Here is a 26,354-nt window from a genome sequence, read left to right as displayed (position 1 = left end):
AGTATTTCAATCTACTCTCGTCCGTTGGGATCCTCTTCTATTGCGAGGTCCATCCTTCCAGCGCTTAACCCAAACGGCCTCTGACCAGGCTCCCCGAACGCGTGCTGCGTGATTGCAGTGACTTCGATTGGCAGCGTCGGCTAAAGCGAAGGACCCGGATGCGTTCGAGAGCACACGAGAGTTTTTCGGGGACATTGTTGATCAATCGTATGCTGCCCTCGTTGCAAAGCGACATCCGATCATTAAGGCCGCGCCAAGCCAACCATCTAATAATGAGATAAAACCTTCTAGATTATAGATGCCTCGTTGCGGTAACGCTTGGAAGCGAGCTCTCTTCTGCACCACCGTGCCGCTCGCTGCATTGGAGTATGTGCATGGGTTCCGTTACCTTCGAAGACAGGCCGTCTTGGAGCGTCAAAGCTCGCGGGCATCAACGTTCGCAGAATCATCTGGTTGGGTACGGGAATGTGTCACGTAATGGCGCATGGGGTGGGTCGCACCTCTCCCGCAGTATCGCGGGCTAACAACTTCAACAATGCCGGATCGAACCGCCTGCCCAGCGCCGAGGTCTGCGGCAATCGTCGGCGAGGAAGATCACGGACGACACGCTCCGCGCCAGCTTGGTGGAGGACCGCAGCGCCGGCGTTCTGACCTAAGCCATCACCGTCCTGCTACCGTCCTGCCATGAGCCCCCCGAGCCCCAAGAGCGGCTTCCTTGTGGCATCCCAGCTGATCGCTTTGGATGACGTAGGAAAACTGATGCTAGTCTAGGCTGTACCAGCCGGGCGGTTGAGTTCTGGCAGAATGAGCGCCGCAAAAAGCGTCAGATGTTAAGCTCAGAACGGGAGGTAGCCACGTGTCCGAGCACTACACGGCGCAAAAGATAAAGCAGCGCAAATGTGTAGCGGATGGGTGAAGCGCTCGGAGGCCAGTATTCGGCACTGTGGCAGGAGCTGGCCGTCTTGCACCTCTATTGGGCGGAATACAAGGAGCTGTTCGGGACCAAGCCTTCCCGCATCGACCTTATGAACCAGGCAGCTCCGGCGTTCTTCCACATGCTGCAGGAGGAACTCTGGGATAACCGGCTGATGCACCTCGCTCGCATCACGGACTCGCCCAGGAGTGCCGGCAGAGACAACCTCACTATTCGCAACCTGCCGGGGCTGATCGATGATGCGCTCCTCAAAGCTAAGGTCACGGCGTTGGTTGACACCGCTCTCGACGCTACGAAATTCTGCCGCGATCGACGCAATCGGCACATTGGTCATATTGACCTGGCACTGGCAACCGGTGCGCCAGCAACTCCGCTCGCCCCTGCGAGCCGGAAGCAGGTTAACGAGGCGCTGAAGTGCTGAAGTCCATCGCCGATGTCATGAACGCGCTGGACGCTCACTATTTCGATTCCGAAACGGCCTACGATCACCTGGTCAGAATCAATGGCGCACTGGAATTCCTGTTCGTTCTAAACGACGGCCTAAAAGCCCGCGACGCGCGCGACAAGCGAATCGAGGCCGGCGAGTATCGAATGGAAGACCTGAAGGCTGATGATATCTAATAGTCGACGCCAGGATGCCGGCCACGAAGCGCGGCGCAATTATCTGATCAGCGTCAAAATTGTCGGCGCGGCCTCTACGGCCTACCTTGCGCGCGAAGGCAAGCGAGACCGCCTAGCGTTATGATAGCACGATCTAGCGGTACCCGCGCTTCAGCTTGCGGACCCAGTTCGAGACCATGGCAATATCGGCCGCCCCCCGGCTCCGGTAGGTTTTAATGCGAACCGTGGCCGCTCGGCCGATGCGTGCCCATTCCCTGACCAGCGAGCATTCGCCGAACAACGTCGGTTGGATATTCAGCTTGTAGAACCGCGGCATATTGCGGTGATTGTTGATACGGGTGAGCATGATCGCCGTCATGCCATTTCTTTCTCTTGTTGTGGTTGGACGGCCTGGGCGGCTGTCTTGGCAGCGCGCAAATAGCGGTGGACGGTCTCGCGGCTAACGCCGAACTCCCGCGCTAACGCTGCCTTTTTGTTATCCGCCTTGACCCGCGCGAGCAGTTCGTCGACTTGGGCCGGCGTCAACACGCGCCGACGACCCTTGTAGACACCTTTGGATTTCGCGATGGAGATACCTTCCCGCTGCCGCTCGCGAATCAGCGCTCGCTCAAACTCGGCAAACGAGCCCATGACGTTGAGCAGCAGCTGCGACATGGAGGATGCTTCAGCTGTGAAGGTGAGACCTTCCTTTAGGAATTGAACCTGACCAGGCGACGGAGATCTTCGAGGTTGCGAGCCAGGCGGTCCATTGAATGGACCACGACGGTGTCCCCTTCCCGCACATAGGCTACCATCTGCGCCAGCTCCGGCCGGTCGGTATCCTTGCCCGAGGCGTGGTCGGTGAACGTGCGGTTAAGTTGTATACCGACGAGCTGACGATCGGTCTTCTGGTCGAGTGTGCTGACCCGTACGTAACCGACAACCTGTCCGCAGCGTGAGGACGTCCTTGGCGAGCTCATCTGAAGCGTTCAACTGAGAGCCTTGGCTCACCCCCATACGACGCCTGCCTGAACCGCCGATCTTCCAATCGCTGAGATCGACTGGAGATCGGCGGCCCTCATGGCTTACCTGAGCAGCAGTTCGTGCAACTTGATCCTCGCCCAGCGAAACGAACGTCAGAAACTCTCTGATCGTTCCGACGATCGAAGGGATCCGTATCCGTGCGAAGGTGTCCGCACGATTAAAGGATCAAGCTTTGCAGCGCCCCTACTCTGTGCTCTTCGTCACCAGATGAACTTCGCTCCATCCGGCAGTTCGCAGATGAATTCGCCCTGGTTCACGAGTTCGGTCGTCCCGACGACCAGTTTTGAGGCTCGCACCGTCAGTTTGCCTTCGCGGCTAAGGCTATGGCGGATGTACTCGGTCACGGCATGTCCGGAGCTGTCGACGGTCTGATGAGCATTGGCAAAGCTGATGCCGTGCTGGGTGGTCACCCTGAAGGCAGTGATGACCAGACCGGCTTGCGTCGCCGACGCAGGCTTGCCACCCTCCGCTGCGGTACAGCGGCTCATGTCCAGTATGAGCTTCACATTCTTCCCCGCCTGGAGCGCACTGAGCACCTCGGTGTATTTCGGCGAGGGCTGCTCATCGGCTCTCACCGGCGCGCTCACGCTCGCGGCCGAAAAGGCCAACAGGATCGTTAGTGCTCGGCCAGTATACTTCATGTGCTCTTCTCCCTCGGTACGTACTGCAGATTGCGTTTTTGAAGACGTCGTGCTCGCAAGCCGTTCGTCTGAGTCCAGACACCACGCGCGCTCGCACCTGTACAAAAGCCGCCTGTCGCAACGAGGCGCAAGTCGCTGCGACTCTATTCCGACATCACAACCCCGTAGGTCAGGTTTGCTGAAGCGGCTTAACTTCGCGCGCGTCGACTAGAACGATTTGACGCTTGCCCGTCGCAGTCCTAACGGGCGAGAGAATGCAGTTTTCACATCTGAAAAAGGAGACGTTCTACGAAAGAAATTTGACTAGCCGTAAGCGCCAGTTAATCCGTCTTGCTGTGCAAGGGCGCTCTCCCAAGATGACGCGCCCGCAATGAGTTGGTGGAGCGAAGCTGACGCGGCGGTCCGAACAAGCTCAGTCAGGGGACCCGATCTCAGCCTGATCGAACACCAATGCCGGAAGGCACAAGGCAGTGCTCTATTATGATTGGTCGCTTCGCGCAGCTTCCGTCCAGCTGACCGTTCGCTCGTTGATCGACTCTATTCGACTCATTCCGAAGCTAATGACCTCCCTCCTGGTCCGTCAGCTTCTCGAAAGCTGTGCCTGCAACAATCTAGGCCGACCGCCTGCACTTCGACGGCAGTGAGAGATGAATGTCGATCCAGGAAATGCCGCAGATACTCCCTTTGAGGCTCACACCCGCTACAGGAGCCGCGCCGGGTCCACGGGCCACAGGACGAGCTTAACACGCCGATCAGCGCACCGGCGTACAGTACAGACGATCAAGACGCTTCGAGCAGCACCTGAATGACTTGAATCTAGACGACGTAGATTCGCTTAACCCAGCCTCGGCTTTACTCCCCTTGGTGGCAAGTTCCGCGTCCGCCAGGTCCTCGTCTGCTCCAGGCGAGGCAGCCTCGGAAACCAGTCGTTATCCAGCCCCATCATTTGTCGGCGTGCGCGCCCAGCTTGCGGCAACGCTGATGGGCGCACGGTCCAAGAGCTCAAGAACAAAGATCGTCCTCGCCGGCAAGCAATCAGCGCGATGGGCGCCAGCGGGAGCCAACGGCGTCGACCGGGATCGCATTTACGACAATACAAGCGGACTCGGCATATCTCACGCGGCATCGTTTCCAGAACTAGGACAGCGATTGCAAACCGCCCACGGAAGCCGCCACATTTGCAATATCACACGTCCGTAATACGGCGCGAGATCATTCTTCCATTGGACATCCTCTGGAGCGATATCCCCTGGACCTGGCACGCCAGGCTGGATGGCGCGGTGTGACCGCTTCTCCATTCGTGTCCTTGGTCGAAGACCCTTCGAAACTCAGCGTTTCCCGTGACCACTGGGCGAGAGCGATCGCAAACGATGCCAACACGCTGCATACCTACGTCGTACCGAAGTCTGCAGTCTGGACGCCCGACGACGTACTGAGCAGTATTGGCCCTGGAATGAATGCGGAGGATAACGACAACATCGATGCGGACGTGGATTTGATGTGTTCGCTTGGTAGAGCGCCAACCCGTGAGCGCTTGTTCCTGGGCGGCAATTTGGAAAGCTATCAAGTGGCCAGCGAAGACAATCCGTCCAAGCGGGAGACTGGATAGTAACGACTAGCCAACTGGCGACTGCGCCATGCGCGTAGGTCCCTTAGTGAAGACGAGATGACGACCCGAAGAAAGGGGCATCCCAACGGCGTCGCTTCACGAACAACGCCAATGCCTTGGCCACACGCTCTGATCAACCTTATCCCTTGACCTACGCGGGGAACGAAGGCGCGCCGCATTGTAAGAGGTACTCGATAGTGTGGAGGAGGACACACTCGCGACATTGTTCGCTCTTCCACGGCCCTCACTCGAGTTCTGCGGCCTCTCCTCGCATCGATCCAGTGGCCGACGACACACCGGAAAATAGTTCAGATGACGTGAGCGATGAGGCCGCGCATCGATCGTTTCCGCAGCGCGACCTGCCATCGATGGTGCGATCAATCCCAAGAGCTCGAACGCGATCGCATCAAAGATCAAGTCAATAGAGTCTCGCTCACCCGACAAGCCTTGCCGTCGCCCAATGGTCTATTCGCTACTTGGATGCGTTCCATCAAAACAATCGATTTTGCCGATCTTGCCCCAAAGCTCCATAGTCGCTCGTGATCCATGGAGGTAGCATTCAAGAATGTCGTTTGGCAATCCTTTCAGTTCCTTGCCGGTCAACTCAGCTAGCGCGCTCGGGCGCCTGCATTCCAGAAGTTAGCTCCGGCGCCTCACATAGAAGCATCACAGGGCTCGCCACCGTCTCCCTGCTGAATTGGCATGCGCGAGGTCGATCGCACGGTCGTGACCTCAAACCTTCAGAGACAGCAAAGAGGACCGCCTTCACACACCGACATGCCTTTAGCTCAAGCTACGTTTTCGATTGGACCGACGAAATGCTCATGACATTGGGGAGAGGGAGCGTTCCGCGCAGGTCACTGGTCTCGTTGCCGACGTGTAGTCATCGCTTCAGGCTCCTTGTGAGTACTAAAGCACTGCTACTAACCAGCGGTCGAAAGCACTTGAACCTCACATAGCGTCAGATTGTAGGATTTCTGACAACCGCGACACGGAAATCCGCTCGCGTGAACTCTTCCTGACAGGTAGCAAGAATTGCGAACGTCTCAAAAGCACAATGCTCCGCCGCGCCGCCAAACCATGCTGCTGGTCGGCTCCTCTCCAAGGTCAGCGCCCCTCATCGCCTATGGACAGATCGAAGGACGCAGCGCCGATCCCATCACAAGCGACGCAAGATGCACCGCGCGAGAACGCTTGCGGCCGCAATATGGGCCTTGCCGGGCACACTCCAACTCCACAACCGAGATCAGATCATTCTGGCGCCGTGTACTCCGTGAGACGAAATGGCTCTGGTGTAGCCACCGGGATCTATGCGCGATGACAACACCATGGAGCTCGATTCGGCATGCGCTCGCAGCTTTCGCTCGACTGCGACATATGGGGGGACCTCCTGCGCGGCAGAACTTCAGCACGGGCTCATCTTGCATGCCAACAATTGCGAGCGAGAGGGTGCCCTTCCGGCCGAGAGAGGCATTGATCGCTTCGGCGTGCATCTTGGCCGGTCACACAATTGGCCAGATGCGTCGCGTGATGTGTCTTCGAATGCAGGAAAGACTTACATTGTCGTGACTTCACCACACGAGAGGCTCGACAGTCCAGCAAAACTGGCCGCAGACCAAGACGAATTGGGGAAAATCTATGTCCGTTCCGCTCATCTGTTCAGCCGCAAATCCGATCGTCTCCCGCGCTCTGGTTTCGATTGCGCGGCTCGGCGCTGTTCGTACTGCAGGGGGCGGGTCGGTGCGTGCAAGAACAACTTTGATCGGCCCACGTACGCGCCGGCGGGCTGCCGCGGTTGTCAGTGTCATAAACAAGGTCAGATCTGGCATGAGGGGCATGTTGAGCGGCGCCGACACCCTAAGCAGTTGGCAGCGGTCTGGGGTCTTTCCAACGACAATCGACCGGCAGATAGCGAACGCCAGTCAACATATCCCGCCCTCTTGTTTCGGGCTGTCCAAACTCGCACCAGCCCAGCCTCCTCTCAGTTCTATCGAGCCCCATGCTCGATCGTGACGCGCTCCGGTCTTCGTGGATGGACAAGAGGCAATGAAATGAGAATTCTCCTAGTTGATCATCATGCGGACTTTGCCCGCCACGTGAAGGAAGTGCTGTTAAATTGCGGCTTCGCGGTCGACGTAACACGCACGCTGGATGAGGCGGCGGCCGCGCTCGATTGCGCGAACTACCACATGGTCCTGCTCGAATCGGCTTTGCCCGATGGAGACGGATTAGATTGGCTGAAGCAGTTGCGGCGCGAGGGACGGTCAATGCCCACCATGATGATGAGCAGTCTCAATGACCTCGGATGGCGGATTGCGGTTTTTAATGCGGGCGCCGATGATTTTCTGCCTAAGCCCGTGTCCACCGACGAACTCATTGCTCGTATGCGAGCGATTTTGCGACGGTCAACGCAAATGACGGCGCCGGTGGTGACATTCGGTAATCTGCATTTCGATCCGATCGCGCGACAAGTATCGGTTGGTGGTCGTATCCTCAGAATTGCGCGCCGGGAAGTGTGCATTCTTGAACATCTGCTCAACCGAGCGGGCCGTACCGTACCGCGCGCATCCCTTGAAGATAGCTTGTATGCATTTGACGACGAGGTCTCGACCAATGCGCTGGAAGTCGGGATCTATCGCTTGCGCACGCATTTGAGCCAGGCGGGTGCAACGCTCAGGATCAAGACCGCGCGCGGTGTCGGTTACACCCTTGAACTCATTGGCGCAGCCTCCGCTGCTTAGCCAATCGAACTTGAAAGCGATACTTCCTTGAACATCGTTAGCAATGCCGCCGGCGCCGACGAGCCGTCCATGGTGGCAGACCGCTCGCACCATGCCACTTTTCGCCACCTCTGCTACGCCCTGTGCGCAGTCGCTCTGATATTTCCGTTGGCTGGCACGGCTCAGACAAAGCGAGATGGCAACGCAGAACAGCCACGCGCGGCGTCTGGCAGCACCACTGGCACGCTCAGCCTTACCTCCTCACAGGGCAAGACAGTTCATCTGACCGGACCGGCTACGAGCATTTTTGTCGCGGACCCGGCGATTGCGGACTATCAGGCGCCGTCGAACACCACGATCTTCGTCTTCGGCAAAAAGTCGGGACGGACGAGCCTGTTCGCCCTGAACGACAAGGGAGAGGCTCTGGCTGAGCTGCGTATTGTCGTTACTCAACCGATCGAGGATCTGCGGGCCGCGCTGAAGGCCGAGGTCGGCGACTATCCGATACAGGTCAGCTATACCCCCCGCGGCGCGATTCTTACCGGGATCGCGCCCAGTGCCGATGTTGTCGAGAACGCCAGGAAGGTCACTGAGCAGTTTCTTGGGGCGGGCGCGCTGGTTGCCAACAAGATCCAGGTGGCTGGCTCATTACAGGTGAATCTCAGCGTACGGGTGGCAGAAGTCTCCCGCAGCGCCGTCAAAAATCTCAATATCAACTTCACTGCCTCCGGCCCAAACGGCGCTTTCCTCATTACCGGCAAAGGGGGCGGGTCCGGCGCGGCCGGCGGCGGCGGCACGATCGGGATCGGGGTTAGCGCCGGCAATACCAACCTCAGCGCTGTTCTCGACGCCCTCGCGAGCGAGCACCTCGCCTCAATCCTGGCTGAGCCGAATTTGACCGCAATGTCCGGCGAAGCCGCAAGCTTTCTCGCCGGTGGGGAATTTCCGATTCCGGTCATGCAGGATAATCGACAGGTTTCCGTCCAATTTCGCCAGTTCGGCGTGAGCCTCGAGTTCGTTCCGACGGTTCTCAACAATAATCAGATCAATGTCCGTGTGAAGCCCGAAGTCAGCGAATTGTCGAGCGAAGGCGAAGTCAAAATCAATGGCATGGCGGTTCCTGCCCTCTCGACTCGGCGGGCGAGCACAGTGGTCGAGCTCGCCAGCGGTCAGAGCTTTGCAATCGGCGGCCTTATCAGGCGCAACTTCAACACTGATATCGGCGAATTTCCCTGGCTCGGCGATGTGCCGATCCTGGGCGCGCTTTTTCGCTCCTCATCTTTTCAAAAACGTGAAACCGAGCTGGTCATTATTGTCACGCCCTACATCGTGCGGCCCGGACCGAATCCGAACCGGATGAGTGCGCCGAGCGACCGCATCGCACCGCCCTCAGACGCGGGGCGAATTCTGACGAACACGGTGGCCCGGCCGCCACGAGAGCGCGATGCGCCTCGCGCCAGCGCACCAGGATTGACCGGCAGCGCCGGCTTTATTATCGAATGAGGATTGCCAAATGACTTTGCGACACCTGTGCTACCCGATCGTTATTGGAGCAACATTGGGGGGCTGCGCAAATACTACCTCGATCCAGCCCGCGCCGGCTGACCAAGAGATCCAGGTCGAGCAGAAGAGGAGCGTGCTGTTCCTGCATAGCCTTCGTGGCCCCGAACGGCATCGGCTGCGAAGCTTTATTGCAGCGACCAGTCGCGGCCGGCGGGATGCCCTCCATGTGGGTGTCATCGGCCCACCCAGACTCATTGCACAGGTGGCCCACGAGGCTCGCGCCATGGGCGTTGCCACCTACAACATCCGCCTGTCCGCTTCTCGTGTGGATTTGCCGGCTCGTTCCGGGGTGAGGATCGAAGCGATCACTTTCGAAGCCCATCCTCCGGTCTGCCCCTCGCTCTCCATCGTCGCTCCTACAGTGAACGACAATTCGTTCAATCCAACCCTTGGCTGCTCAGTCCGGAACAACCTTGCGGTCATGGTCAATGAACCTGGCGACTTGTTAGGCAATGGCGCTGTCATGCCGACCAGTGGTGATCGTGCAGTGCTTCCCATCACCGCACGTGGGGCCACGTCGGCGGGCAACAGGAGCAATTTGGAGGATGAAACGCATAACAAGGTTGCGCCAGAAACCCAATAAGCAGTTCGTAAGACCCGAGCAGCATGAACGTCGGTTGGCCATTCTTGTCCATATCAGTCTTGGAATCGGCCTACGAGCCTCCTGGAATCAGATCTTTGCTCGGTCCTTTTCTTGGGATCGTGCAGCTTGCAGATCAAGTTCTGGGACAGTTGGGTCGTTGAACAGAGATTTGAGCGCATCGCTGTTTTGCGCGTCGCTAAGCTAGGCCGGCGGCAAAGACTGCCTTGGCAACCCTCTCGAAATACTCCATCGGAACGGCCTTGCCCATCGCACCTTTTCGGATCAGTTGACGCGCCAACACATGATCCTCGACAATGCTCAGACGTTGGGCGCGCGCCTCCGCCAGTAACTGTGAAGCCGTTTCGCCCTCGCCGCGGCACACCAGTACCGGGACGCCGGTCTCGCCCCGAACGTAACGCAGCCCAATCAATGTCGCTCGCCCCCTCACTATCACTGTCGCCCGATGGATGCCGAGCGGCGACTCGTTCGCCGACTCCCGGCGGAGCCTGCGGTGTTCACCCTTGATCTGCGGATTACCATCCTGTTCCTTGGACTCGCGCTTGGCTTCGCTCTGCGTCATGCGCATGTCGCGCAAGAACAACCAACGCTGAATGAGCAGATCGGCCAAGCCGCCAATCAGAAGAGCGCCGGCAGCAATCGCGATCAGCACTTTGAGCTCTTTAAAGACAACACCAAAGCAGCTCAAATCGCACACGGGCAAGTATACCAGTGCCCTCCAACTTGCGAGCACAGTGAAAACGAACGTAGCGCCAAGAACCAACACTTTGACGATGGACTTTCCAAGCTCGACAACCGAACGTTGGGAGACAATCCGCTTCAGCCCTTTGACGGGGTCCAATTTCTCAAAGCTGGGTTTAAGCGGCTCAACCGAAAGCGTCAGCCCGCCGCCGGCCAAAACACCGGCCAGAATCGCCGCAACAACCGCCGCACCTAAGATGGGAGCCGCGGCTGTTATAGAAAGGTCAATCAATCCGACCAACGCCTGCCGGGCCGCACTGTTGAAGGGCTGTTCCTGCAGCTTGTCGGTGAGCCGCACGGCTTCGCGCCATCCGTCTTCGATCGGGCTCGCCATGAAGCACAGGCAGCCGAAACCAGCGCAAAGGCTTGCCGCGGTCACAAAGTCGGCGCTGCGCGGGCTCTGCCCTTTCTTACGCGCGTCCCTTAGCTTCTTGTGACTTGGTGGAAGGTTTTTCTCTTCGCTCGTGTCGTTCATTTCAAGAACTTCTGGAGCCACTCCAGCACGCCGTTGAACCGAAAGATCTCTGCTCTCATATATTCGGTCAGGAAGACGGCGTAGCTGACCATAATGATGCCAAAGGCGGCATTCTTGATGGTCGGAGAGAGATCGTTCAGCTTGATTTGCGGCGCAAAGCGCCCGAGCAGCATGAGGGATACGTCGATCAGAAGCAGCAGAGCCAGCACGGGCCCGGCGACCACGAGGGTCGTATGCATGATATGGTCGAGAAGCCCGATAAACTCCATTGCCCCATGGTGGGTCAGGGGCGGTAGCAGCCGATACACGGGCCAGATCAGATAACTTCCATAGAGGCATCTGACCATGGTCTGCAGACCTCCTGATACAACGAAAATCGTAACCGCGGCAGTTCCGAGAAAGAGCCCCATCGGCGCGGCTTGACTGCGTGTGGCAGGATCGTCCACCTGGCTGGAGATGCCGCGCTGGGTATCAATGATGTCACCAACGGCCTGGATGCTCCAAAGTGGTATACTAAGCAGAAAACCGAACAGCAGGCCGATAAATATCTCCTTCAAACCGAGGAGCGAGACCGCAACCATACGGGTGCCCGGATCTAGTGTCTGCAAGCCGTTCCTGATCTGCATCAAGCAAGGCAATCCAATCACAACCGTGGCGCTTGCGCGGATGATCCCGCTAATGTGTGGTCGCGTGAATACCGGAAGAACCAGCATAATGCCGAGGGCCCGGGCCGCGCCAAGTCCGGCCGCAACGCCGAACTCGACAGCAGCCTGAATCAGAGTTTGCGTCTCGGTGGGCGACAAGGCATCCATTTGAGCTCAGCTCGTCGTTCGTTCAGCCAATACAACCGTCGCACTCACGTCGCCACGATGTGAGAACGTCAAGAACTCTGCAGATCTCGTGTCCCAGCGATTGCAGAGCGACAGGTCTCCCACAAGGCAGATGACTTCGGCTTCAACCATCCTTATGACTATAGCCATCCGGCGCAGAGGTATGACCATTCGATGAGAGCACCGGCAAAATCGCGCCGCTGCGCGGCCTACAAGCTACGCTTCTTCCGCTCTCACCGGCCGCAGCGCGGTTTGGAGATCTGAGGGCCTCAAAGCTTCCATCCATTTCGCAGTCTATGGAGATCGGTCTCGAGCGGCACCTTCGCTCGCAGGCTCATTCACCAGAACGCCAGAATCGTGGGGCCGCTTGCAATCAAAGCGGTTCGCCCGTTCACTGCGTCGACAACTCGCCAGGCAATGCATCGAGGACCAGGTCTCAGTAGGTAATTCCGTCACGTCGTAAGCAAAACCTAGACCGAATGGATAGAGCTTCCAAATGGGGTCATTCTTCCTCCGAATACGGCAGGCTCACAGAGCCGAACAGGACAGCTCGGATATCTATCCGTCGCATGCTAGTGAGGCGAGCTTTCGATAAGCTGACGAACTCGCCCTTTCGTGGTTCACAATCAAGGCCGACAAACGCGCGTATAGCTAAAACTTAGACAGCCGTGCGTTCTGCGCACTAATACCTCGCTGTGAGCGCGGGGAACTCAGTGAAGATATGCTTGGCTTGCTCGATCAGCGGCGCGCTCAGCATCGGAGCAAACAGAACGAGCACGGCGACGACGACGAGGAGCTTCACGGTAAGCGGCAAGGTTTGATCCTGGAGCTGGGTTGCTGCCTGCACGATGCCGATACCCAATCCGGCCACGAGGGCTGCCAGGAGAGGCGGTAGAACCCAGATCATGAACAGGACAAGTGATCGGCTCAGGTGGGTGAGGACGCTGGCCTCGTCCATCTCAACTCCCCGGAGATGCGTAGCTTAAGACCAATCCGTGCATGAGCCGTGACCAGCCGTCGATTGTGACGAACAGAAAAAGCTTGAATGGAACGGATATCATTGTTGGTGACACCATTGACATGCCCATGGCCATCAGAATTGTCGTCACAATCAGATCAATTGTGATGAACGGAAGATAGAGAAGGAAACCGATTTCAAACCCACGCTTAAGCTCCGAGATCAAAAAGGACGGCACGAGAATCGCAAAATCATCGGCTGTTGCGTTGCCGCGCATCTCCTCCGACCAGATATGTTCCGTCGACGACAGGAAGAACGTGCGCTGCTCCTCAGTGGTGAACTTCTTGAGATGGGCGCGCAGCGGCTCGCTGCCCTCCTTGGCGGCGGTCAACCAGTCGTCGGCGGTTTGGTAACGAAGTTGCATATCGGTCACGCGGTTGTATGTTTGCTCGAATACCGGGGCGTCTATGAACACGGTAAGGATCAATGCAGCGCCATACAGAACGATGTTCGGTGGTATGGACTGAGTGCCGAGCGCGTTGCGGATCAGGAAGAGAACGACGGAAACCTTGATGAACGCCGTCGTTGTGACGACTGCGAACGTCAACAGGCCAAGGCCGACGGTCGCCGCAACAAGCGCAAGGATGCTCGGTTGAATGTCAACCATTGACCGCCAACCTGCTACGTAACCGGATGGCCAACGCTTCACCGACACGTACGATGTCGCCGCGGCCGATCAATTGGCCGTTGGCGACAATGTCGACCGGACCGTCCAGCTGCCGGCCAAGCTCGAACACGTGCCCCTCGTTGATGCTTCTCAACGTACCCAGCGGGATGGGCCAGCGGCCGCATTCGAACACAAGCGTGATCTCAACGCTGTCGATGTCGGCTTCCGAGGGCGGGATTGCTTGCTCCGATTGGGGTCGTATCGTCATATTTGCATACCTTAGAGGATGGGACTGGAGGCGGAATGGTCCCCGAAGGATAAGTTTGTCGCCCGCGACCTGCGCCGGCGCCCACAACTTGTCCACAGCGAGGATGAGCTGGCCATGGACAAATGGAATGACGTCGGGCAGCAGTGCGTCGCCGGGCTGTGCTTGACGAAGAAGCCTGACGGGCGCCCGCAGCGAGCCGATCTCTGTCGCAATCACGACCGGCAATTCCGAAGAAATCTTGCTTAAGTCTCGCGGTAATTGGCCGATCAACTCGCCTAACACACGAAACGCAGACGGAACCAGACCGTCAAGCGGCGCAAACAAGAACAGGCGGGCCTTGGCCGCCAGCGGTCCGAAAATAACGTCGAGCTCCAAATAGGGGTCTTTGGCCGTCGCGTCTTCGATGCGGATCAGCTGCAAATTCCGCGCGAGCATGATCTCTAATCGAGCGAGCCAAGGTTCCAGAGCAAGTTCGAGAAGCAGCGAGCGGGTTGGGTCGGAAGGTAAAGTAAGGCCATACTGGACCATTGAGATCAGCGCCTCGACGAGAAGGCGGGGCAAGGACAAGACAGCGGTCTCGCCTCCGGCGCAAAATACGCAGTCGAGCATCGACATGGCATATGGCTCGGCTTGCCAAACAAGCCGGCTTATACGGATCGATAGCGGCTTATCGCCAAGGCGGCTCTGCAGAACCGTGCGTGGTGCGGCGACCTCGTTGAGCCACGAGACCACGCCATGCGACAACTTTACCGCTGGCTGAAATGCGGGTTCACCCACGGCATTTACCGACAAGTTCCACGGGCGCAGCTCGCGACGTCATAAGAGAACCAGCCATCACTTCGAGCCACCGACCGCTTGGTTGCGCGAACCACCCTGATATCGGAGCAAAACCTCGTCGTCGGCATCGATTTCGGCTGCACACTCCGAACGGACAGCGGTAGTGCGCCGGACATCGCCCTCAATCTCCTCCCATTTCTGGCTCGCCGCCGAACGCTTGGCCCATATGGTGCGCGCCTCATTCACTGACCGCTGAGCCTGCTCATGCGCGACGCGCGCCTGCTCACGCGCCTGGCGCGCCGATTCGATCTGTGCTGCCAGTCGCCCAGGGACGAGTTGACAGCGATGATCGAGCTCGGTCACGGACATCGTCTTGAGCGACGCCAGCTCCTGATAAAGTTCAGCTTCGACCTTGGCGCGACGATTCTCCGCGTCTTCAAGATTCTCAGACGCTCGCTGCAGCGCTTCGACCGCAATTCGGCGCCTGGCTTCCATGTTCGACAATTCACGAAGCGCACTTCGCTCTCTCATGTCTTGCACCAGCCGCAATTTCGACGCTTGCACGAGATTCAGGCCGTCAAACGCGACATCCATGAAACGGTCTCCTCAAAGCTAGACGGCTCGTCCTGTCCCTGGCGCAAGAATGCGCGCAGTTCCTCGATTGAATCGATTGCCCGATCAGTCAGTGGATCGCTGCCCGGCTTGTATTCACCGACCTTGATCAGGAACTCAGCCTCATTGTAGCGCGAGAGCAGATCGCGGAAGATGGATGCCGCCTTGCGATGTGGACCAGAGGCGACCGCATCCATGACACGACTTCGGCTCGACAGCACGTCGATGGCGGGAAAATGCTCTCGCGAGGCCAGCGCGCGCGAAAGAATGATATGACCATCGAGAATGCCGCGCGTTTCTTCGGCGATCGGATCGCCCGTGCCGTCACCTTCAACAAGCACGGTATAGAATGCCGTGATCGAGCCCCGCTCGCCCATACCGGCACGCTCCAACAGACCAGGCAGCAGCGCAAAGACGGAAGGAGGAAAGCCGCGCCGGGTAGGAGGTTCTCCTGCGGCAAGTCCGATTTCGCGCATCGCACGACTAAAGCGCGTCAGCGAATCCATCATCAGAACGACCTGCAGCCCTTGATCACGAAAATACTCGGCGAGTGCGGTCGCCATATGAGCGCATTGCGCCCGCTCCATTGCCGATCGATCGGATGTCTCAACGACAACGATCGTGCGAGCGAGGGCATCTCCAATATGACGTTCGATGAATTCACGCACCTCGCGTCCACGCTCTCCTATGAGCGCAACCACGGTGACATCGGCGGCCGCGCCTTTTACAATTTGCGACATCAGCGTCGACTTACCGCAACCGGCATCTCCATAGATTCCGATCCGTTGACCTTCGCCACACGTCAGAAGTCCATCCAGCACGCGAACGCCGAGCGGAAACGGCTGATCGATGCCACGCCGCCTCATCGGGTTGGGCGCCTTGCCGCGGAGCGGACACGTGTGGACCGTCTTTATCGGCCCCTTGCCATCGAGTGGACGGCCGAAGCTATCGATCACGCGGCCGAGCAGGTCGGGCCCGACAGACACCTCCTGCATGCGCCCGGTCGGGAGCACTTCCGCGCGGTGGGACAAGCCTACCAGATCGCCAATGGGCGTCAGCAATACCCCGTCCGGCAGCAAACCGATGACTTCCGCTTCAAGTGACCATCCGGAAGCGTGATCCTGCAACAGGCAAAGTTCTCCGACACGGGCCCCCGGCAACACGGCATGGAGCAAGGTGCCGATCGCACGCGTGATCCGTCCCCGCACGGCACGCGTATCGACATCCTTTGCTGCGAATCTTAGAGATGCTATCGCCGCATGCACATCTCCTTCTCCGGCCGATTGATCATGGCCTGATCGTTGCGTCGTCACGGATCGCTTGCCTGAGAAGATGGATTAAGGCTGAGACGCAATGTGCGGAGCTGCGCGGCAAGTCCTAAATCGACACTGCCGAACTCACTCCACAGAATGCACTGGTCAGGCCCAACGGCCGGGTCCGGATCAATTCTGACTTTCGGCCGACTATCCGTTCCATCGAACGCCACGAATTCATGCCTTAGTGCATCAGCATTCACAGGAGACACGTGAAGGCATACTTCTGCGCTGCCATATCTTTGCTCGATGGCGTGACGAACGGCCCTTACCAACATCTCACCCGGATCAAAGGAGCCCAACAAATCGGTCAATATCTCAATCACGAGCTGTGGCAATTCCTGCTGCAGAACGGCTTTTCGCTGGGCCACATCGGAAGCAGCTCGGGCGATCAACTGTGCCATTTCGTCCGAGCCTGACCTAAGACCTTCGCAATGGCCGCGCTCCCGCTCCTGCTGATAGGCTTTCCTTGCCCAACTGCGAACCTGCCGCAGATATCGCTCGGCTAGCGCGCGCGTCTGCACCGCATCGTACCAGATACCAAGTTCCGCGGCTGGTATGAGCGGACCAAGCGGCCGTATCCGCGGGCTATCTGGCAAAACTGTTTCATTGGCCGTCACGCCGCTGGCTCCTCGTTGGCCAAGTGGGCCACCACCAAAGACAGTAACTGACCCGCTGAATTGTGGTGTTCGGCTGCTGGGGATTCGGCGGTGGTCCCCACAGGTAAGCGGAAAAGAACCCGCACACGGTCAAGCTCTGATGCGTCCTTGAGCCAAGCACCAAGGCAGGCACATCCGTCATGTTCAATCTGGCTCGCGAGCTTCTGCGGATCGTCAATCGATGTGGTTGCGACGGCGCTGGATAAGTGTCGGATTGCGAAAGCATGAGCTTCCGCACCAATATTTTCGATCAGAATCGCTACATCGTGCTTTGACACGAGCTTGAGCACCGAACGGGCATGCCAGATACTTCCGGCGAGCAGGGCCGCCCGACGCGGATCATGCCCGAGCAGAACGTCCCTACCCCAGTCACCTCCGCTCGAGACCAGCTCACTGCCCAGCAGCAATTCGACCAGTCTTTGCTGCAGTCTCGGAGTCTTCTGCAGCTGCAGCACTGTGCCGGCCGACAGGAGCCCATCAAGATGGCCGGCAAACCGGCCGGGATGAATCAAAGCGGCAAGCTCGCGCAGGCGATCGGAATGCGGATTGAGTGAAGGATTTGGGTCAGTGGATGCCATCGATACGGACCTGCTTGCCGCCTATTTCGGATCGGAGGACAGTTTTTTGCCGGCGGACTGGACCGCTGGCTTGCTGGCACCTCTGCCGAGATTTGTCACTTTGCGCCAGGATTGACGAAGCTGTCGCCCACGTGTGTTCAGCAGCACGTAAGATAGAATGCCCAGCGCGGCGAGCGCACCTCCTGCGCCGATCGCAATGTGAGTTGCGATGAATTTGGTTGGTTCGGCGGAAGCTGCCGCCGCTGGCACAACGGAGACCTCATGCTGTGCTCGCTCAACCGGCACGAACACGACGGCCACCTTGTCGTACGATAGACCTTCGATGCTGTTGGCGACGAGCATCTTGATCTGCGGCAGCAAGGCTGAGAGCTTCGCGTTGGAGGCGTGTCGAATGAAAACCGACGCCGAGGACGGGGTTGCATCCTGTCGCAAAAGATCATTCTTCGGCAGAACGACATGAACACGGGCGGAGAGAACCCCATCGATATCGTTGATCGTGCGCGACAATTCTTCACTGAGAGCATAGACGTAGCGGGCGCGCTCCTCAACCGGAGAGGCAACGAGGCCCGCCCCCTTGAACACCTCACCAAGGCTCTTGAAGGATTGGCGCGGCAAGCCATGGTCATTCAGCAGCTCGATTGAGTAGGCGAGCTGCCTTTCTTCCACCTGAATTGTGCTGGTCCCATCCTTACCGACGACACGGATGGCATCGACGCCCCTGCTCAGGAGCAGCCCAAGCATCTCGTTGGCTTCACGCTCCTGAACCTTGGTATACAGATCAGCTTTGCAACCGGCGAGGGTCAGCAAAAGCAGCAATAGGACGAGAGCATCAAGCCGCTTTCTTGCGGGCCGGCCATTACCGATCTTGTCTTTCGTCAAGACAGCCAACGGCCCGCTCAGCCCGCCGATAGAAGCTTATTCAGGGATGAACTGACAGCACCTGTCCCCTTGGAGATAAGCGAAGCCTGGATGACGCCGTTGTAAACATCCCGCAGATTCGCCAGCGCCGAATCGAAATGATCCGCACCCTCCGGTCTGCCCACTGGATGTACCTCCACTTGCTGCACACGTTGCGCGGCCGGCCCAAGCTGCAGACTCCTGGTAGGATCGGGCTCGCCGACGAGCGTCGGCGAAACTGCACCCGACGGAAATGGTTTGCCTTGGTGGATAGCAGAAATGCTCTGAAGGACGCGATCGCCTAGTGGGCTCGCCGGCGCTACTGCGCGCTGCACTTCCGGCAGCGATGGAGCTGGCGCGCGCTCGGTCACAGAAGAGGCGACACCTTGGTTCGAGGCCGCCTGCGCAAGACTCTCGTCAAACTGAGCGTGTACCGGCGAACAGCTGTTGGAGGCACACTCGACGGAGTTGGCAGAGATCGACGTAACGCCAAACAACATGGAGGAAATCATTTCTGTCACGCGGTGAGATGACCCGTTCGTTCACACGAATGGGCCGCACCTTAGAGAAGCAAGCTGACCAAAAACTGACGAGCATCTGTCATCTAATGATCACGGTTAGCTTCCAATTTGGGACGAAGCATCGGCTTCCACATTTTGGGAGGAATTCCGGTGCTTGTTCTCACGTGTAGAAATCGCAGGAATGCTCATCCCATTCACAAGGCTGCACATCTTGAAGAAAGTCCTCTATGCTGGTGTTTTCATTTGCTTGGGCGTCGTCGAGGCGCTCGGCGCTCCCCTGGCGCTGCCATCGACGCCTTATAGTTACACAGTTCTGGATCAGGACCTCGCGGCCGCACTGCAGGAATTCGGCAACAACCTAAATATCAGAGTCAATGTCAGCACCGGGGTGAAGGGGCGGATTCGCGGGCGAATGCCGGATCTCCCACCGCGAGAATTCCTCGAACGGTTGATTAATCTCTATAATCTTCAATGGTACTACGATGGGCTGGTGCTCTACGTATCCGATGCGCATGAGGCGCAAAGCCGCCTCTTGGTCTTGAGTCCAATCAGCTTTGATGCGTTCAAGGCGGCACTCGATGCGCTCAACATCTCCGACGAGCGTTACATCGTGAGACCCGTACCGGGAGATGGCCTCGTCTTCGCCTCCGGTCCACCCCGCTTTGTCGCGCTTGTGGAGCAAACAGTAAAAGGACTTGCGGCCGAGGCACAGGCACGGCGAAACTCGAGCGGTGCCGAAAAGCCGCCGCAAGAGTCGGTTTTGATGCTGTTTCGGGGATCCTCCAGCGTGGTCGTTCGCGAAGGACGACTGAATGAGGCTCCTTCGCCGGAGGCACCGCATCAAGACGGCGTGGTCCACACACCCGATGCAGGTAAGAAATGACTTGATGACAACAGATGGCCTGGAAGAGATTGCAATGCGTCTGCTTATGCCCTCTGTCAGCTTTTCGAAAGCTACTGCTGCCGTTGTCAGAGCGCGGATGTGTGGATGGCCGATGCCGCAGGGTGGCGCAATAAACGTCCAAGCCGGAGCCACGGATGCGAACCAGAATTCTACCCAGCAGCATCGGTGAGCGTCCTTTGCCACTTTAGCGCCTCATGTGAGCTTTTGAACAACTCCACAGTCCGTCATGCAAATGAGCTTCGTCGCACAAGAATGAAAGCCACTCCGCTGTCCAAAAGGAGGAACAGGATGGACTTCAACGCGCTAAGCCGGGCGGACAACAGCCCAGCGTCCCACCCGTCCTCATCGCCCGCCGGTCCAAGGGAGTTTGAGCGTGAACTAATGGAATTGCATGAAATACCCGAATACAGCCAGGACCTAATTTGGCAGGAACTCGGAGGCAGATCATCGCGTGTCGAGCCATCATTGAGCGGCGGCGGGCGGTCCAATTCCCAACAGCCGATCGCTCAACACCGCGCGGACGCCTCCGATTTCGGCAACGACCTTGTTTGGCAAGATCTTGAGCCTTGGCTCATGTGGGCCGGGTCACTTCACGCTGGACCGTCCATGTTGCACGCAGGGGTTGCTTCGTCGGAAATTGGAGATTTCGCCATGGCGAACGGTCGTCGCGCCAAGGACGACTGGGTCTTCACTGGCCAAACAGCTACGCCCGCTCAGATCGAAATGCTAAGAAGCCGCGATCTCAAACCTACCAGGGACGTCCGGACAACAACGTTCACCATCCTGGGTGTGCCTCACACGGCGGAATGGCGAGAAGAAGGTTTTATTCGTCTCAAACCGTCGCTGGGCCCTTCCCTTTGGCTAGAGGTTCGAGCGAACACTCGCCAAGCGGCTAAGCATGATGACATGAAGAATGCCGAGCGCAGCTGAGCTTCGATCCGCTCGGGGCAATACGTCCGCACAATACCGTCGGACTCTCTCGAGTATCTACGCAAGCGCCAACACTCCCGTTGGGCGCAGGCGCGAGGTCGCTACGTGGGTGATTTCAACATAAGATGCTGCGGGTACCTGCGACGTTGTTTCACGAATCAGCGCACGTTCCGCATAGCGGCAGACTCGGCCTCGCTAATTCCACCTAGTTGGCCCGGAGGCGAGCGATCGAGCATAACAAGCAAGCCGATTCCGCTATCGAGAACCCATCACCGCCTCTCACACCTCATTGCGCCTCTCGTTGTGAAACCTCTGAGCGCCGTCAGCTTTTGGAAAGCTAATCCAACCTACCATGTGGCGTGAACATCTAGACGGCGATTTGCCTATAGATTGTAGCGGAACTGAGCGCTGGGGGCGCTCCGAGCAATCGGAAGCAAGTGGTAGGAGCCATCGAAGCCTATCGACATTTCTTGCTCGTTGTTCGTCGCGATTCTCGGGCTGCGCCACATGACCGGCTTGTGGTGCGATCTCAAATCAGAGGACGTATAATGTCAGTCAACAACCTATCGCTAACCGCCAGCTCGAGTTTGTCCGGGCTGGCCCCCGGGCCCTCATCGGCGCGGGATCCTTCAAACTTCGAGGCGATGCTGGCTAGTTTCTCGTTGAAAGACAATGCCGATGACCATTCCACTCCACAGGATCCGCCGGCTGCAGACTCAGCCAAGCAGCTGACGGACGAACTCACGCAGAAGGTGCGGAACATCCTCCCGCCGGAGATCAAGGCCGCACTGGACGCATGTCAGCAGGCCCCAGAGCCATCCTCCGCGGAGTCCTCCTCCGCTGCGAGCGCCTCGAAGATTGCAGAGGCACCCGTACAAAGCTCCAGGATCACGTGGAACAGCGGCACGCTGACTGATGCCGAGCTGCAGATTGTGTCGGTGCTGAACCGACACAAAGACAAATGCCCGCTGGATTGGAAATCTCTCGGAGATTTGGCCAACGATCCCTCCACACCGCCGGATCTAAAGGCGGCGATCGAGGCTCTGCAACAGGACCCAGAGCTCTTCTATGCGATAGGCTCGCAAGGTGACGGCCGCTGCGGCGGGAAGATCAAAGCAGGTGATCTCGCCGGCTTCTCCGATCACCACCCTCAGGTTGCTGCTTTCCAGGAGCAGCGGGCAAAGAGCTATACGCAACACTACATTCCTTCCGACGGCACCCGGAATGGCGAGCCATCGGTTATGACCCAGACCGATGCATTGCGCGAGCTCTATCGGTATTCCGACAACCTGCCTAAGAACCTGAGCCTTGCGGATTTCAAGCGGATCGTCGACGGCGAAGCTAAAACCGGCAAATGCCCGCCACAGGTCCTCGCGGCCGCTCAATACTTCCTCGACCACCCGGATGAATGGAAGCACTTGTACGGTGGCTCGATAGACAAGGTCCACAAAGAGGATTTCCTGCAGGTTGCTTCATCATCGATGAATCTCACGCAAGCCGAGCTCGATACGCTCAATGCGATCAGCAAGAACCAAAACGCTTTCTTCGGGAAGGGTGATGATCTGACGCGGGAAAAGCTGGCGAGCATGGTCGATGATAAGAGCCTCGCGCCCGAGGTGCGAAAGGCAGCCTCCCAGCTGCTCTCCGATCCTGTGTTGTTCGGGTTGATGAACAACGCGATTACAGGCTACAAAACCCACCATAAGTTCTTCGACTTCGGCGGCGGCCATACGGTCGATTCCGGCAACATCAGCAACACTGACTTCAACCAGTTCTTCAACAACATGTCGGGTGCGAACCGTACCGTTCACCAAGTGAAGACGCATGCCGTCCAAACGCCTGCCGAGCAGGACGCGGTCGCGGACATGACGATGGGCGTGGCAGACCAGCCCGACATCAAGTCTCCCAAAAAGAATGGTGGCGCCTTCATGCACGCACTTAATGACGTGCTCAACGTTGGCTCTAAGGTATTCGACTGGGCCGCGACAGCAGTCGGTGTACTTGGCTTCATTCCGGGCTTGGGCGAATTGGCCGATCTGGCGTCAATGGTGCTCGAAGCCGAGGCGCAAGCTGCAAATCTTCTTCACACTGCCATCAGTGGCGGCAACATAAAGCAAGCGCTGGAAGAAGCCGGACTGAGCCTTGCGGCACAGGCGGTGGGCTGCATCGCCGGACCTGAAGTCAAATTAGCAATGCGAGAAGGGTTGGTGAAGCAGGCAATTCAAGAAGCCGCGACGGCCGGCGTCAACCTGCCGGTTTCGGTGGCCCAGTCCTACGCGGAGGATTATCTGAATAACTTGAAGGCTCGCATCGAATCCGAGCGCTTGCAAGCTGCAGGCGCTAACGCCTAGGCGGAGCGACGCTATCTTCTCAGGATCACGCTGGAAACGCTAATCGAGCTTGCGCGGCCTCCGCGCGGTTGGGCCTCTCTGCCGAGCAGTAGGTCGCGCGAGCTCTACCAGCATACTTGAGACCGCCCCCGAATCCGAGGAACTTATTTCGGCTCTTCACTGCGTACAAACTATGTTGGTCGCACTCGATCGTTCGAATCCGACCTCAAACCCAGTCTGCCGCTGTGAAGTTCCATCGACTGCATGCGCCGCCTGTCAAGACCGCGATGCATTTACACTACGCGACAGACCGGCCGCAGCCGCGGAGCCCTGCCGGTTGCGCAAGGATCGAGCGATCAAGCTCCACAAACGATTGTTTGTCTTAAACATCTGATCTCCAGCTTTCGCGGGCAACTTGTTCAAATACGGTCGGCTGGTGAAGACGTATAATGATGACCGACGGCTCATTGCATTTTCTACGACTCGTCAGCTTGTCGAAAGCTAATACTTGCATGGTGGAGGGTGGAAACTGCCTCCATTGGCACAATCGAATTGACATAGGAGAACCCGATGCGCGTTACGAGCTCTAGCGCCGCTGGGCACGTTGATGCTGACCTCCATGCGGCTGCCGGCAAAAGCGGCGGCAAAAAAGGATCTCACAAGCCTGACGAGCGCGACGATCATGCCCGATCGCCTGATGCAAACATTCCCGTAAATGGCGGCGCGTCCACGGGCGGCAACTCGCAAGAAGCCGCTATGCAGCAAGCGTTCAGCGTCGCTTTGGGAGCCGTTGCTCTCCAATTTGCGAATAGTGCAATAAGCCATTTCGACGATGTCATGGCCGAGACAGAGGAGGATTCCTGACGTCGCATGTTGCGACGTTAGGAAATAAGAGCCGCGCGTCGCGGCGAAATTCGAGCAGACAGGAGAATAGTATGACTAAAAACGTTGGTGCGTCTCATACCTCGACTGCAGGTGGGGCAGCCGGCACCGTTACTGCTGCAGCCGGCTCCACGGCTGCTGAAGTTGCTGGAGAGGCGGCATTCCAACGGCAAATCGCCGCTCTGACCGCGACCAGCACAAAGGCCGCTGAGAGGGATGTGGAACTTCGCGTCGTCTCGACCGAGCTCTCGACCGTCAAGAAAGCGGCCGATGAGCGGGTGCAGTAAGGGATGAGATGGGGCGACGTCGCCGCCCCACTTTCCCCGGCTGCTTAGTCTGTGAAGTCGCACGGGCCGTACGGTTTTGCCGTACGGTTCCGTTCGCTGTTCAGGAAACCGACCGTGAATGAACCAAATTGCCCGCATTTCGAAGTGTTGTCGGGGTGTTACTCCGGGCTGACAAGTAAAGTGGGGCTCGGATCGTGTCTGATTGGCAGCAGCCTCGATGCTGACCTAATCTTCATCGAACAAGGCCTCGAACCGCACCATCTTCGTGTCACTCCTCATTCCAATTCAATCGAGATCGAGGCCCTTGCGAGGGACGTTAGGATCGAGGGGCACGAGACTGTTTTACCGAACGAATCCATTGTTGTCCCTCTTCCTGTCGTTTTGCATGCCGGGGCGATGTCCATTCGCTGGACGATCGCGGACTACAAACAAGCTCGCTCCATCGACCGCCGGCATATATCGCTCGCCTTTCTCGCTTTGGTCCTGATCAGCTCTGCCGCGGCAGGCGCAGTCTCCTCCAGTTTTGTCCAGACGGATACCACCGTGGCGTCAAGTCCGTCGTCCCCTGCTCCGGACATTGCGCCCAAGCTGGCGCTCAGCGCTCCTGATGCTCTGGCCACCGATGCAGCTGCCGAACGGTTGCAAGAGGAAGTTGACAGAGCGGGCCTTGTCGGCATCAAGGTCGGCTTTGGGGCGGGCGTTGTCACCGCCGATGGCTTCGTTACGCCCGCCTCGCTCGCCACATGGCGAGACGTCCAGCAGCGGTTTGATCACGATAGCAATGGCGCTTATACGCTCGTCAATGCGGTGGCTATCAAGGATGATAAGACGCCTCCCGCAATTGGGGTCCAAGCTGTTTGGCGCGGGAGCGACCCCTATATTGTCATTGCTGGTCAAAAGCATTTCGTCGGCGCGCTCTTGAGCAATGGATGGACCGTCTACGGGATTGAGGAAGGGCGTGTTCTGCTGAGCCGGGATGGCCGGCTTGCCACTCTACCCTATTAGCGTTTTAGGCCGCAGGAAAGGACGCAAAGTGCCATGACTAGGCTGCCCCCGAATCCCGTCGAGCCCGGCACCTCTTTTCAGGAGCCGAACGTTGATCATCATGCATCTGCCATCACGCCGATCAATTCTCGAGCCAAGTCCATCGGGATTGACCGGACGCGTGGCGATGATCACAAGAGCCACACCTCAATTTCTCGTCATAGTGACGTGCTGGATCGGTTGGTGAACGCCACGATCGAGAGCGCGCTCGAGCTCAGTTCGATCGATGCAGTTTCGCGCATCAATCTAGACGAGGCGCGCGCCCCGCCAGGTCAGATCGAGCCAAGCTCGGAACTCGCTTGGCTTAATGAGCCCAATCTCGCGCACAGTCTGCTCTCCTTCGTGACGCCGCGCTTACGTCATTCGCATGTTCTTCGTCCGGAGCAACACGGCCTTCTTCTGGAGCGTTTGGCTGATACGCTATCAGCCGCGCCAGAGGATTTGGTGCCACGTGAAGGGGCCGCCCTTCTGCAACTGGAGCTGCAACGTTTAATCCTGCTGCGGCAGAGTCACAACGGCTTGATCAAATGCTAGCAATGGTCGGGCCAGACAAAGTGCAACACTTCACATCTACACAGCCGCTGATCGTTTCCGAAGCCGGCGCTATCGAGCTGATCTCCGGGCCGGAGCGAGATTTGCTCTGCGTGCTTTCTTATGTCTACCTTGCGTGCGGACAGAGCGCCAAAAGCCTGGCTCTGTTGCGGCTGGTCGCTCACGAACAGTGTCAAGACATCGGCCTGCTCCGCATCCTGGCCTACGCTCTCATCTCGGAGCGTCGCGGTGACGAAGCACTGTCGGTATTGGACAGGCTTGACAAACTCGATGACGAGCCGTCTTCGTGTCCGCCCTTGATGCTGATGCGCAGCCACGCCCTGCGTCACGCTGGCCGCATGACCGAAGCGCAAGCCGTCTTCAAACGCTATGTTTTGTTGCGGGGCAGCACAGCTGCAATCAAACAACGATAAGGCT

The 26,354-nt window shown here is 58.1% G+C and carries 29 protein-coding genes; 14 read left to right on the top strand and 15 right to left on the bottom strand.

Annotation, left to right across the window (positions count from 1 at the left end):
- Positions 1 to 908 precede the first annotated feature (908 nt).
- Positions 909 to 1,355 (top strand): AbiU2 domain-containing protein, encoded by a 447-nt coding sequence (locus XF30_RS10760; RefSeq protein WP_109142656.1) that lies wholly within the window; start codon positions 909 to 911, stop codon positions 1,353 to 1,355.
- On the top strand, positions 1,349 to 1,555 hold the full coding sequence (locus tag XF30_RS10755; protein WP_109142655.1) for a hypothetical protein: 207 nt from the start codon (positions 1,349 to 1,351) through the stop codon (positions 1,553 to 1,555). The genes XF30_RS10760 and XF30_RS10755 overlap by 7 nt, the downstream gene beginning before the upstream one ends.
- 133 nt (positions 1,556 to 1,688) lie before the next feature.
- Here the strand turns inward: XF30_RS10755 and XF30_RS10750 are convergent, their stop codons facing one another.
- From XF30_RS10750 to XF30_RS10740, 4 genes are all read right to left on the bottom strand, one after another.
- Positions 1,689 to 1,913 (bottom strand): WGR domain-containing protein, encoded by a 225-nt coding sequence (locus XF30_RS10750; protein WP_109142654.1) that lies wholly within the window; start codon positions 1,911 to 1,913, stop codon positions 1,689 to 1,691.
- The gene (locus XF30_RS40065) at positions 1,910 to 2,209 is read right to left on the bottom strand and encodes a helix-turn-helix domain-containing protein (RefSeq protein ID WP_502696086.1); all 300 of its coding nucleotides are present in this window, start codon (positions 2,207 to 2,209) and stop codon (positions 1,910 to 1,912) included. Before XF30_RS40065 ends, XF30_RS10750 begins: the two co-directional genes overlap by 4 nt.
- A gap of 35 nt (positions 2,210 to 2,244) precedes the next feature.
- Positions 2,245 to 2,514, bottom strand: a complete 270-nt coding sequence (locus XF30_RS40060) for a recombinase family protein (RefSeq protein ID WP_502696085.1) — start codon at positions 2,512 to 2,514, stop codon at positions 2,245 to 2,247.
- A 264-nt stretch (positions 2,515 to 2,778) separates the two neighbouring features.
- Entirely contained in the window at positions 2,779 to 3,219 is a 441-nt protein-coding gene (locus XF30_RS10740) for a VirK family protein (protein WP_109142653.1), read from the bottom strand.
- Positions 3,220 to 4,501: 1,282 nt separating this feature from the next.
- Here XF30_RS10740 and XF30_RS39160 point away from each other — a divergent pair.
- The 4 genes from XF30_RS39160 (at position 4,502) to XF30_RS10720 (ending at position 9,694) form a co-directional block, all read left to right on the top strand.
- On the top strand, positions 4,502 to 4,828 hold the full coding sequence (locus tag XF30_RS39160) for a hypothetical protein (RefSeq protein ID WP_244608899.1): 327 nt from the start codon (positions 4,502 to 4,504) through the stop codon (positions 4,826 to 4,828).
- 2,051 nt (positions 4,829 to 6,879) lie between these two features.
- Positions 6,880 to 7,569, top strand: coding sequence for a response regulator (locus XF30_RS10730; protein ID WP_109142652.1), 690 nt, complete (start codon positions 6,880 to 6,882; stop codon positions 7,567 to 7,569).
- Between the two features lie 69 nt (positions 7,570 to 7,638).
- Positions 7,639 to 9,051, top strand: coding sequence for a type II and III secretion system protein family protein (locus XF30_RS10725; protein WP_502696160.1), 1,413 nt, complete (start codon positions 7,639 to 7,641; stop codon positions 9,049 to 9,051).
- A 10-nt stretch (positions 9,052 to 9,061) separates the two neighbouring features.
- Complete coding sequence (locus XF30_RS10720) at positions 9,062 to 9,694, top strand: CpaD family pilus assembly lipoprotein (RefSeq protein ID WP_109142650.1); 633 nt, start codon at positions 9,062 to 9,064, stop codon at positions 9,692 to 9,694.
- A 196-nt stretch (positions 9,695 to 9,890) separates the two neighbouring features.
- Here the strand turns inward: XF30_RS10720 and XF30_RS10715 are convergent, their stop codons facing one another.
- The 11 genes from XF30_RS10715 to XF30_RS38020 all read right to left on the bottom strand — a co-directional run bounded on the left by XF30_RS10715 (position 9,891) and on the right by XF30_RS38020 (position 18,999).
- On the bottom strand, positions 9,891 to 10,928 hold the full coding sequence (locus XF30_RS10715; protein WP_109142649.1) for an EscU/YscU/HrcU family type III secretion system export apparatus switch protein: 1,038 nt from the start codon (positions 10,926 to 10,928) through the stop codon (positions 9,891 to 9,893).
- A complete protein-coding gene (gene sctT / locus XF30_RS10710; protein WP_109142648.1) occupies positions 10,925 to 11,740 on the bottom strand; it encodes a type III secretion system export apparatus subunit SctT in 816 nt (271 codons plus the stop codon). Before sctT ends, XF30_RS10715 begins: the two co-directional genes overlap by 4 nt.
- A 700-nt stretch (positions 11,741 to 12,440) precedes the next feature.
- On the bottom strand, positions 12,441 to 12,716 hold the full coding sequence (locus XF30_RS10705) for an EscS/YscS/HrcS family type III secretion system export apparatus protein (protein WP_109142647.1): 276 nt from the start codon (positions 12,714 to 12,716) through the stop codon (positions 12,441 to 12,443).
- A 1-nt stretch (position 12,717) separates the two neighbouring features.
- Positions 12,718 to 13,383, bottom strand: a complete 666-nt coding sequence (gene sctR, locus XF30_RS10700) for a type III secretion system export apparatus subunit SctR (protein ID WP_109142646.1) — start codon at positions 13,381 to 13,383, stop codon at positions 12,718 to 12,720.
- A complete protein-coding gene (gene sctQ / locus XF30_RS10695; RefSeq protein ID WP_109145657.1) occupies positions 13,376 to 14,428 on the bottom strand; it encodes a type III secretion system cytoplasmic ring protein SctQ in 1,053 nt (350 codons plus the stop codon). Before sctQ ends, sctR begins: the two co-directional genes overlap by 8 nt.
- Before the next feature lie 57 nt (positions 14,429 to 14,485).
- On the bottom strand, positions 14,486 to 15,022 hold the full coding sequence (locus tag XF30_RS10690; protein WP_109142645.1) for a hypothetical protein: 537 nt from the start codon (positions 15,020 to 15,022) through the stop codon (positions 14,486 to 14,488).
- Positions 14,998 to 16,353 carry a type III secretion system ATPase SctN gene (gene sctN / locus XF30_RS10685; RefSeq protein ID WP_109142644.1) on the bottom strand — a complete coding sequence of 452 codons (1,356 nt, stop codon included), beginning with the start codon at positions 16,351 to 16,353 and terminating at the stop codon, positions 14,998 to 15,000. The genes XF30_RS10690 and sctN overlap by 25 nt, the downstream gene beginning before the upstream one ends.
- Positions 16,350 to 16,973 carry a type III secretion system stator protein SctL gene (gene sctL / locus XF30_RS10680; RefSeq protein WP_109142643.1) on the bottom strand — a complete coding sequence of 208 codons (624 nt, stop codon included), beginning with the start codon at positions 16,971 to 16,973 and terminating at the stop codon, positions 16,350 to 16,352. Before sctL ends, sctN begins: the two co-directional genes overlap by 4 nt.
- Positions 16,970 to 17,590: a nodulation protein NolU gene (locus XF30_RS10675; RefSeq protein WP_109142642.1), complete on the bottom strand. Its 621-nt coding sequence runs from the start codon at positions 17,588 to 17,590 to the stop codon at positions 16,970 to 16,972. Before XF30_RS10675 ends, sctL begins: the two co-directional genes overlap by 4 nt.
- A gap of 21 nt (positions 17,591 to 17,611) precedes the next feature.
- Entirely contained in the window at positions 17,612 to 18,454 is an 843-nt protein-coding gene (gene sctJ / locus XF30_RS10670; RefSeq protein WP_109145656.1) for a type III secretion system inner membrane ring lipoprotein SctJ, read from the bottom strand.
- 32 nt (positions 18,455 to 18,486) lie between these two features.
- Positions 18,487 to 18,999 carry a nodulation protein NolB gene (locus XF30_RS38020; protein ID WP_158284343.1) on the bottom strand — a complete coding sequence of 171 codons (513 nt, stop codon included), beginning with the start codon at positions 18,997 to 18,999 and terminating at the stop codon, positions 18,487 to 18,489.
- A 190-nt stretch (positions 19,000 to 19,189) separates the two neighbouring features.
- On the opposite strand from XF30_RS38020, the gene XF30_RS10660 reads away from it, so the two are divergent.
- The 8 genes from XF30_RS10660 (at position 19,190) to sctY (ending at position 26,350) form a co-directional block, all read left to right on the top strand.
- Entirely contained in the window at positions 19,190 to 19,891 is a 702-nt protein-coding gene (locus XF30_RS10660) for a secretin N-terminal domain-containing protein (protein WP_109142641.1), read from the top strand.
- 309 nt (positions 19,892 to 20,200) lie between these two features.
- Entirely contained in the window at positions 20,201 to 20,842 is a 642-nt protein-coding gene (locus XF30_RS10655; RefSeq protein WP_146207671.1) for a hypothetical protein, read from the top strand.
- Between the two features lie 548 nt (positions 20,843 to 21,390).
- Complete coding sequence (locus tag XF30_RS10650; protein WP_502696084.1) at positions 21,391 to 23,193, top strand: HrpF/NolX family T3SS translocon protein; 1,803 nt, start codon at positions 21,391 to 21,393, stop codon at positions 23,191 to 23,193.
- Between the two features lie 549 nt (positions 23,194 to 23,742).
- Positions 23,743 to 24,036, top strand: coding sequence for a hypothetical protein (locus tag XF30_RS37670; RefSeq protein ID WP_146207670.1), 294 nt, complete (start codon positions 23,743 to 23,745; stop codon positions 24,034 to 24,036).
- Positions 24,037 to 24,107: 71 nt separating this feature from the next.
- Positions 24,108 to 24,341 carry a nodulation protein NopA gene (locus XF30_RS10645; protein WP_109142638.1) on the top strand — a complete coding sequence of 78 codons (234 nt, stop codon included), beginning with the start codon at positions 24,108 to 24,110 and terminating at the stop codon, positions 24,339 to 24,341.
- A gap of 114 nt (positions 24,342 to 24,455) precedes the next feature.
- Positions 24,456 to 25,346 (top strand): SctD/MshK family protein, encoded by an 891-nt coding sequence (locus XF30_RS10640; RefSeq protein ID WP_109145654.1) that lies wholly within the window; start codon positions 24,456 to 24,458, stop codon positions 25,344 to 25,346.
- A 33-nt stretch (positions 25,347 to 25,379) separates the two neighbouring features.
- The gene (locus XF30_RS10635; RefSeq protein WP_109142637.1) at positions 25,380 to 25,919 is read left to right on the top strand and encodes a hypothetical protein; all 540 of its coding nucleotides are present in this window, start codon (positions 25,380 to 25,382) and stop codon (positions 25,917 to 25,919) included.
- Positions 25,913 to 26,350, top strand: coding sequence for a type III secretion apparatus assembly chaperone SctY (gene sctY, locus XF30_RS10630; protein WP_244608897.1), 438 nt, complete (start codon positions 25,913 to 25,915; stop codon positions 26,348 to 26,350). The genes XF30_RS10635 and sctY overlap by 7 nt, the downstream gene beginning before the upstream one ends.
- The last annotated feature ends 4 nt before the right edge of the window (positions 26,351 to 26,354 follow it).

Source organism: Bradyrhizobium sp. SUTN9-2 (assembly GCF_003122645.1).
In the GTDB taxonomy this organism is placed as follows: Bacteria; Pseudomonadota; Alphaproteobacteria; order Rhizobiales; family Xanthobacteraceae; genus Bradyrhizobium; species Bradyrhizobium yuanmingense.
The sequence above is the reverse complement of the archived record's forward strand: the minus strand, read 5'-3'. Positions and strand labels throughout refer to the sequence as shown.

Coding starts and splice junctions, on each gene's coding strand:
- XF30_RS10725 (WP_502696160.1), top strand. CDS start 7,639: ATGGTGGCAGACCGCTCGCACCATGCCACTTTTCGCCACCTCTGCTAC.
- XF30_RS37670 (WP_146207670.1), top strand. CDS start 23,743: ATGCGCGTTACGAGCTCTAGCGCCGCTGGGCACGTTGATGCTGACCTC.
- sctR (WP_109142646.1), bottom strand. CDS start 13,383: ATGGTTGACATTCAACCGAGCATCCTTGCGCTTGTTGCGGCGACCGTC.
- XF30_RS10740 (WP_109142653.1), bottom strand. CDS start 3,219: ATGAAGTATACTGGCCGAGCACTAACGATCCTGTTGGCCTTTTCGGCC.
- XF30_RS10715 (WP_109142649.1), bottom strand. CDS start 10,928: ATGAACGACACGAGCGAAGAGAAAAACCTTCCACCAAGTCACAAGAAG.
- XF30_RS10635 (WP_109142637.1), top strand. CDS start 25,380: ATGACTAGGCTGCCCCCGAATCCCGTCGAGCCCGGCACCTCTTTTCAG.
- XF30_RS10720 (WP_109142650.1), top strand. CDS start 9,062: ATGACTTTGCGACACCTGTGCTACCCGATCGTTATTGGAGCAACATTG.
- XF30_RS38020 (WP_158284343.1), bottom strand. CDS start 18,999: ATGATTTCCTCCATGTTGTTTGGCGTTACGTCGATCTCTGCCAACTCC.
- XF30_RS10730 (WP_109142652.1), top strand. CDS start 6,880: ATGAGAATTCTCCTAGTTGATCATCATGCGGACTTTGCCCGCCACGTG.
- XF30_RS40065 (WP_502696086.1), bottom strand. CDS start 2,209: ATGTCGCAGCTGCTGCTCAACGTCATGGGCTCGTTTGCCGAGTTTGAG.
- XF30_RS10705 (WP_109142647.1), bottom strand. CDS start 12,716: ATGGACGAGGCCAGCGTCCTCACCCACCTGAGCCGATCACTTGTCCTG.
- XF30_RS10660 (WP_109142641.1), top strand. CDS start 19,190: ATGCTCATCCCATTCACAAGGCTGCACATCTTGAAGAAAGTCCTCTAT.
- XF30_RS10650 (WP_502696084.1), top strand. CDS start 21,391: ATGTCAGTCAACAACCTATCGCTAACCGCCAGCTCGAGTTTGTCCGGG.
- XF30_RS10655 (WP_146207671.1), top strand. CDS start 20,201: ATGGACTTCAACGCGCTAAGCCGGGCGGACAACAGCCCAGCGTCCCAC.
- XF30_RS10675 (WP_109142642.1), bottom strand. CDS start 17,590: ATGGCATCCACTGACCCAAATCCTTCACTCAATCCGCATTCCGATCGC.
- XF30_RS10750 (WP_109142654.1), bottom strand. CDS start 1,913: ATGACGGCGATCATGCTCACCCGTATCAACAATCACCGCAATATGCCG.
- XF30_RS40060 (WP_502696085.1), bottom strand. CDS start 2,514: ATGAGCTCGCCAAGGACGTCCTCACGCTGCGGACAGGTTGTCGGTTAC.
- XF30_RS10760 (WP_109142656.1), top strand. CDS start 909: ATGGGTGAAGCGCTCGGAGGCCAGTATTCGGCACTGTGGCAGGAGCTG.
- XF30_RS10645 (WP_109142638.1), top strand. CDS start 24,108: ATGACTAAAAACGTTGGTGCGTCTCATACCTCGACTGCAGGTGGGGCA.
- sctT (WP_109142648.1), bottom strand. CDS start 11,740: ATGGATGCCTTGTCGCCCACCGAGACGCAAACTCTGATTCAGGCTGCT.
- sctY (WP_244608897.1), top strand. CDS start 25,913: ATGCTAGCAATGGTCGGGCCAGACAAAGTGCAACACTTCACATCTACA.
- XF30_RS10690 (WP_109142645.1), bottom strand. CDS start 15,022: ATGGATGTCGCGTTTGACGGCCTGAATCTCGTGCAAGCGTCGAAATTG.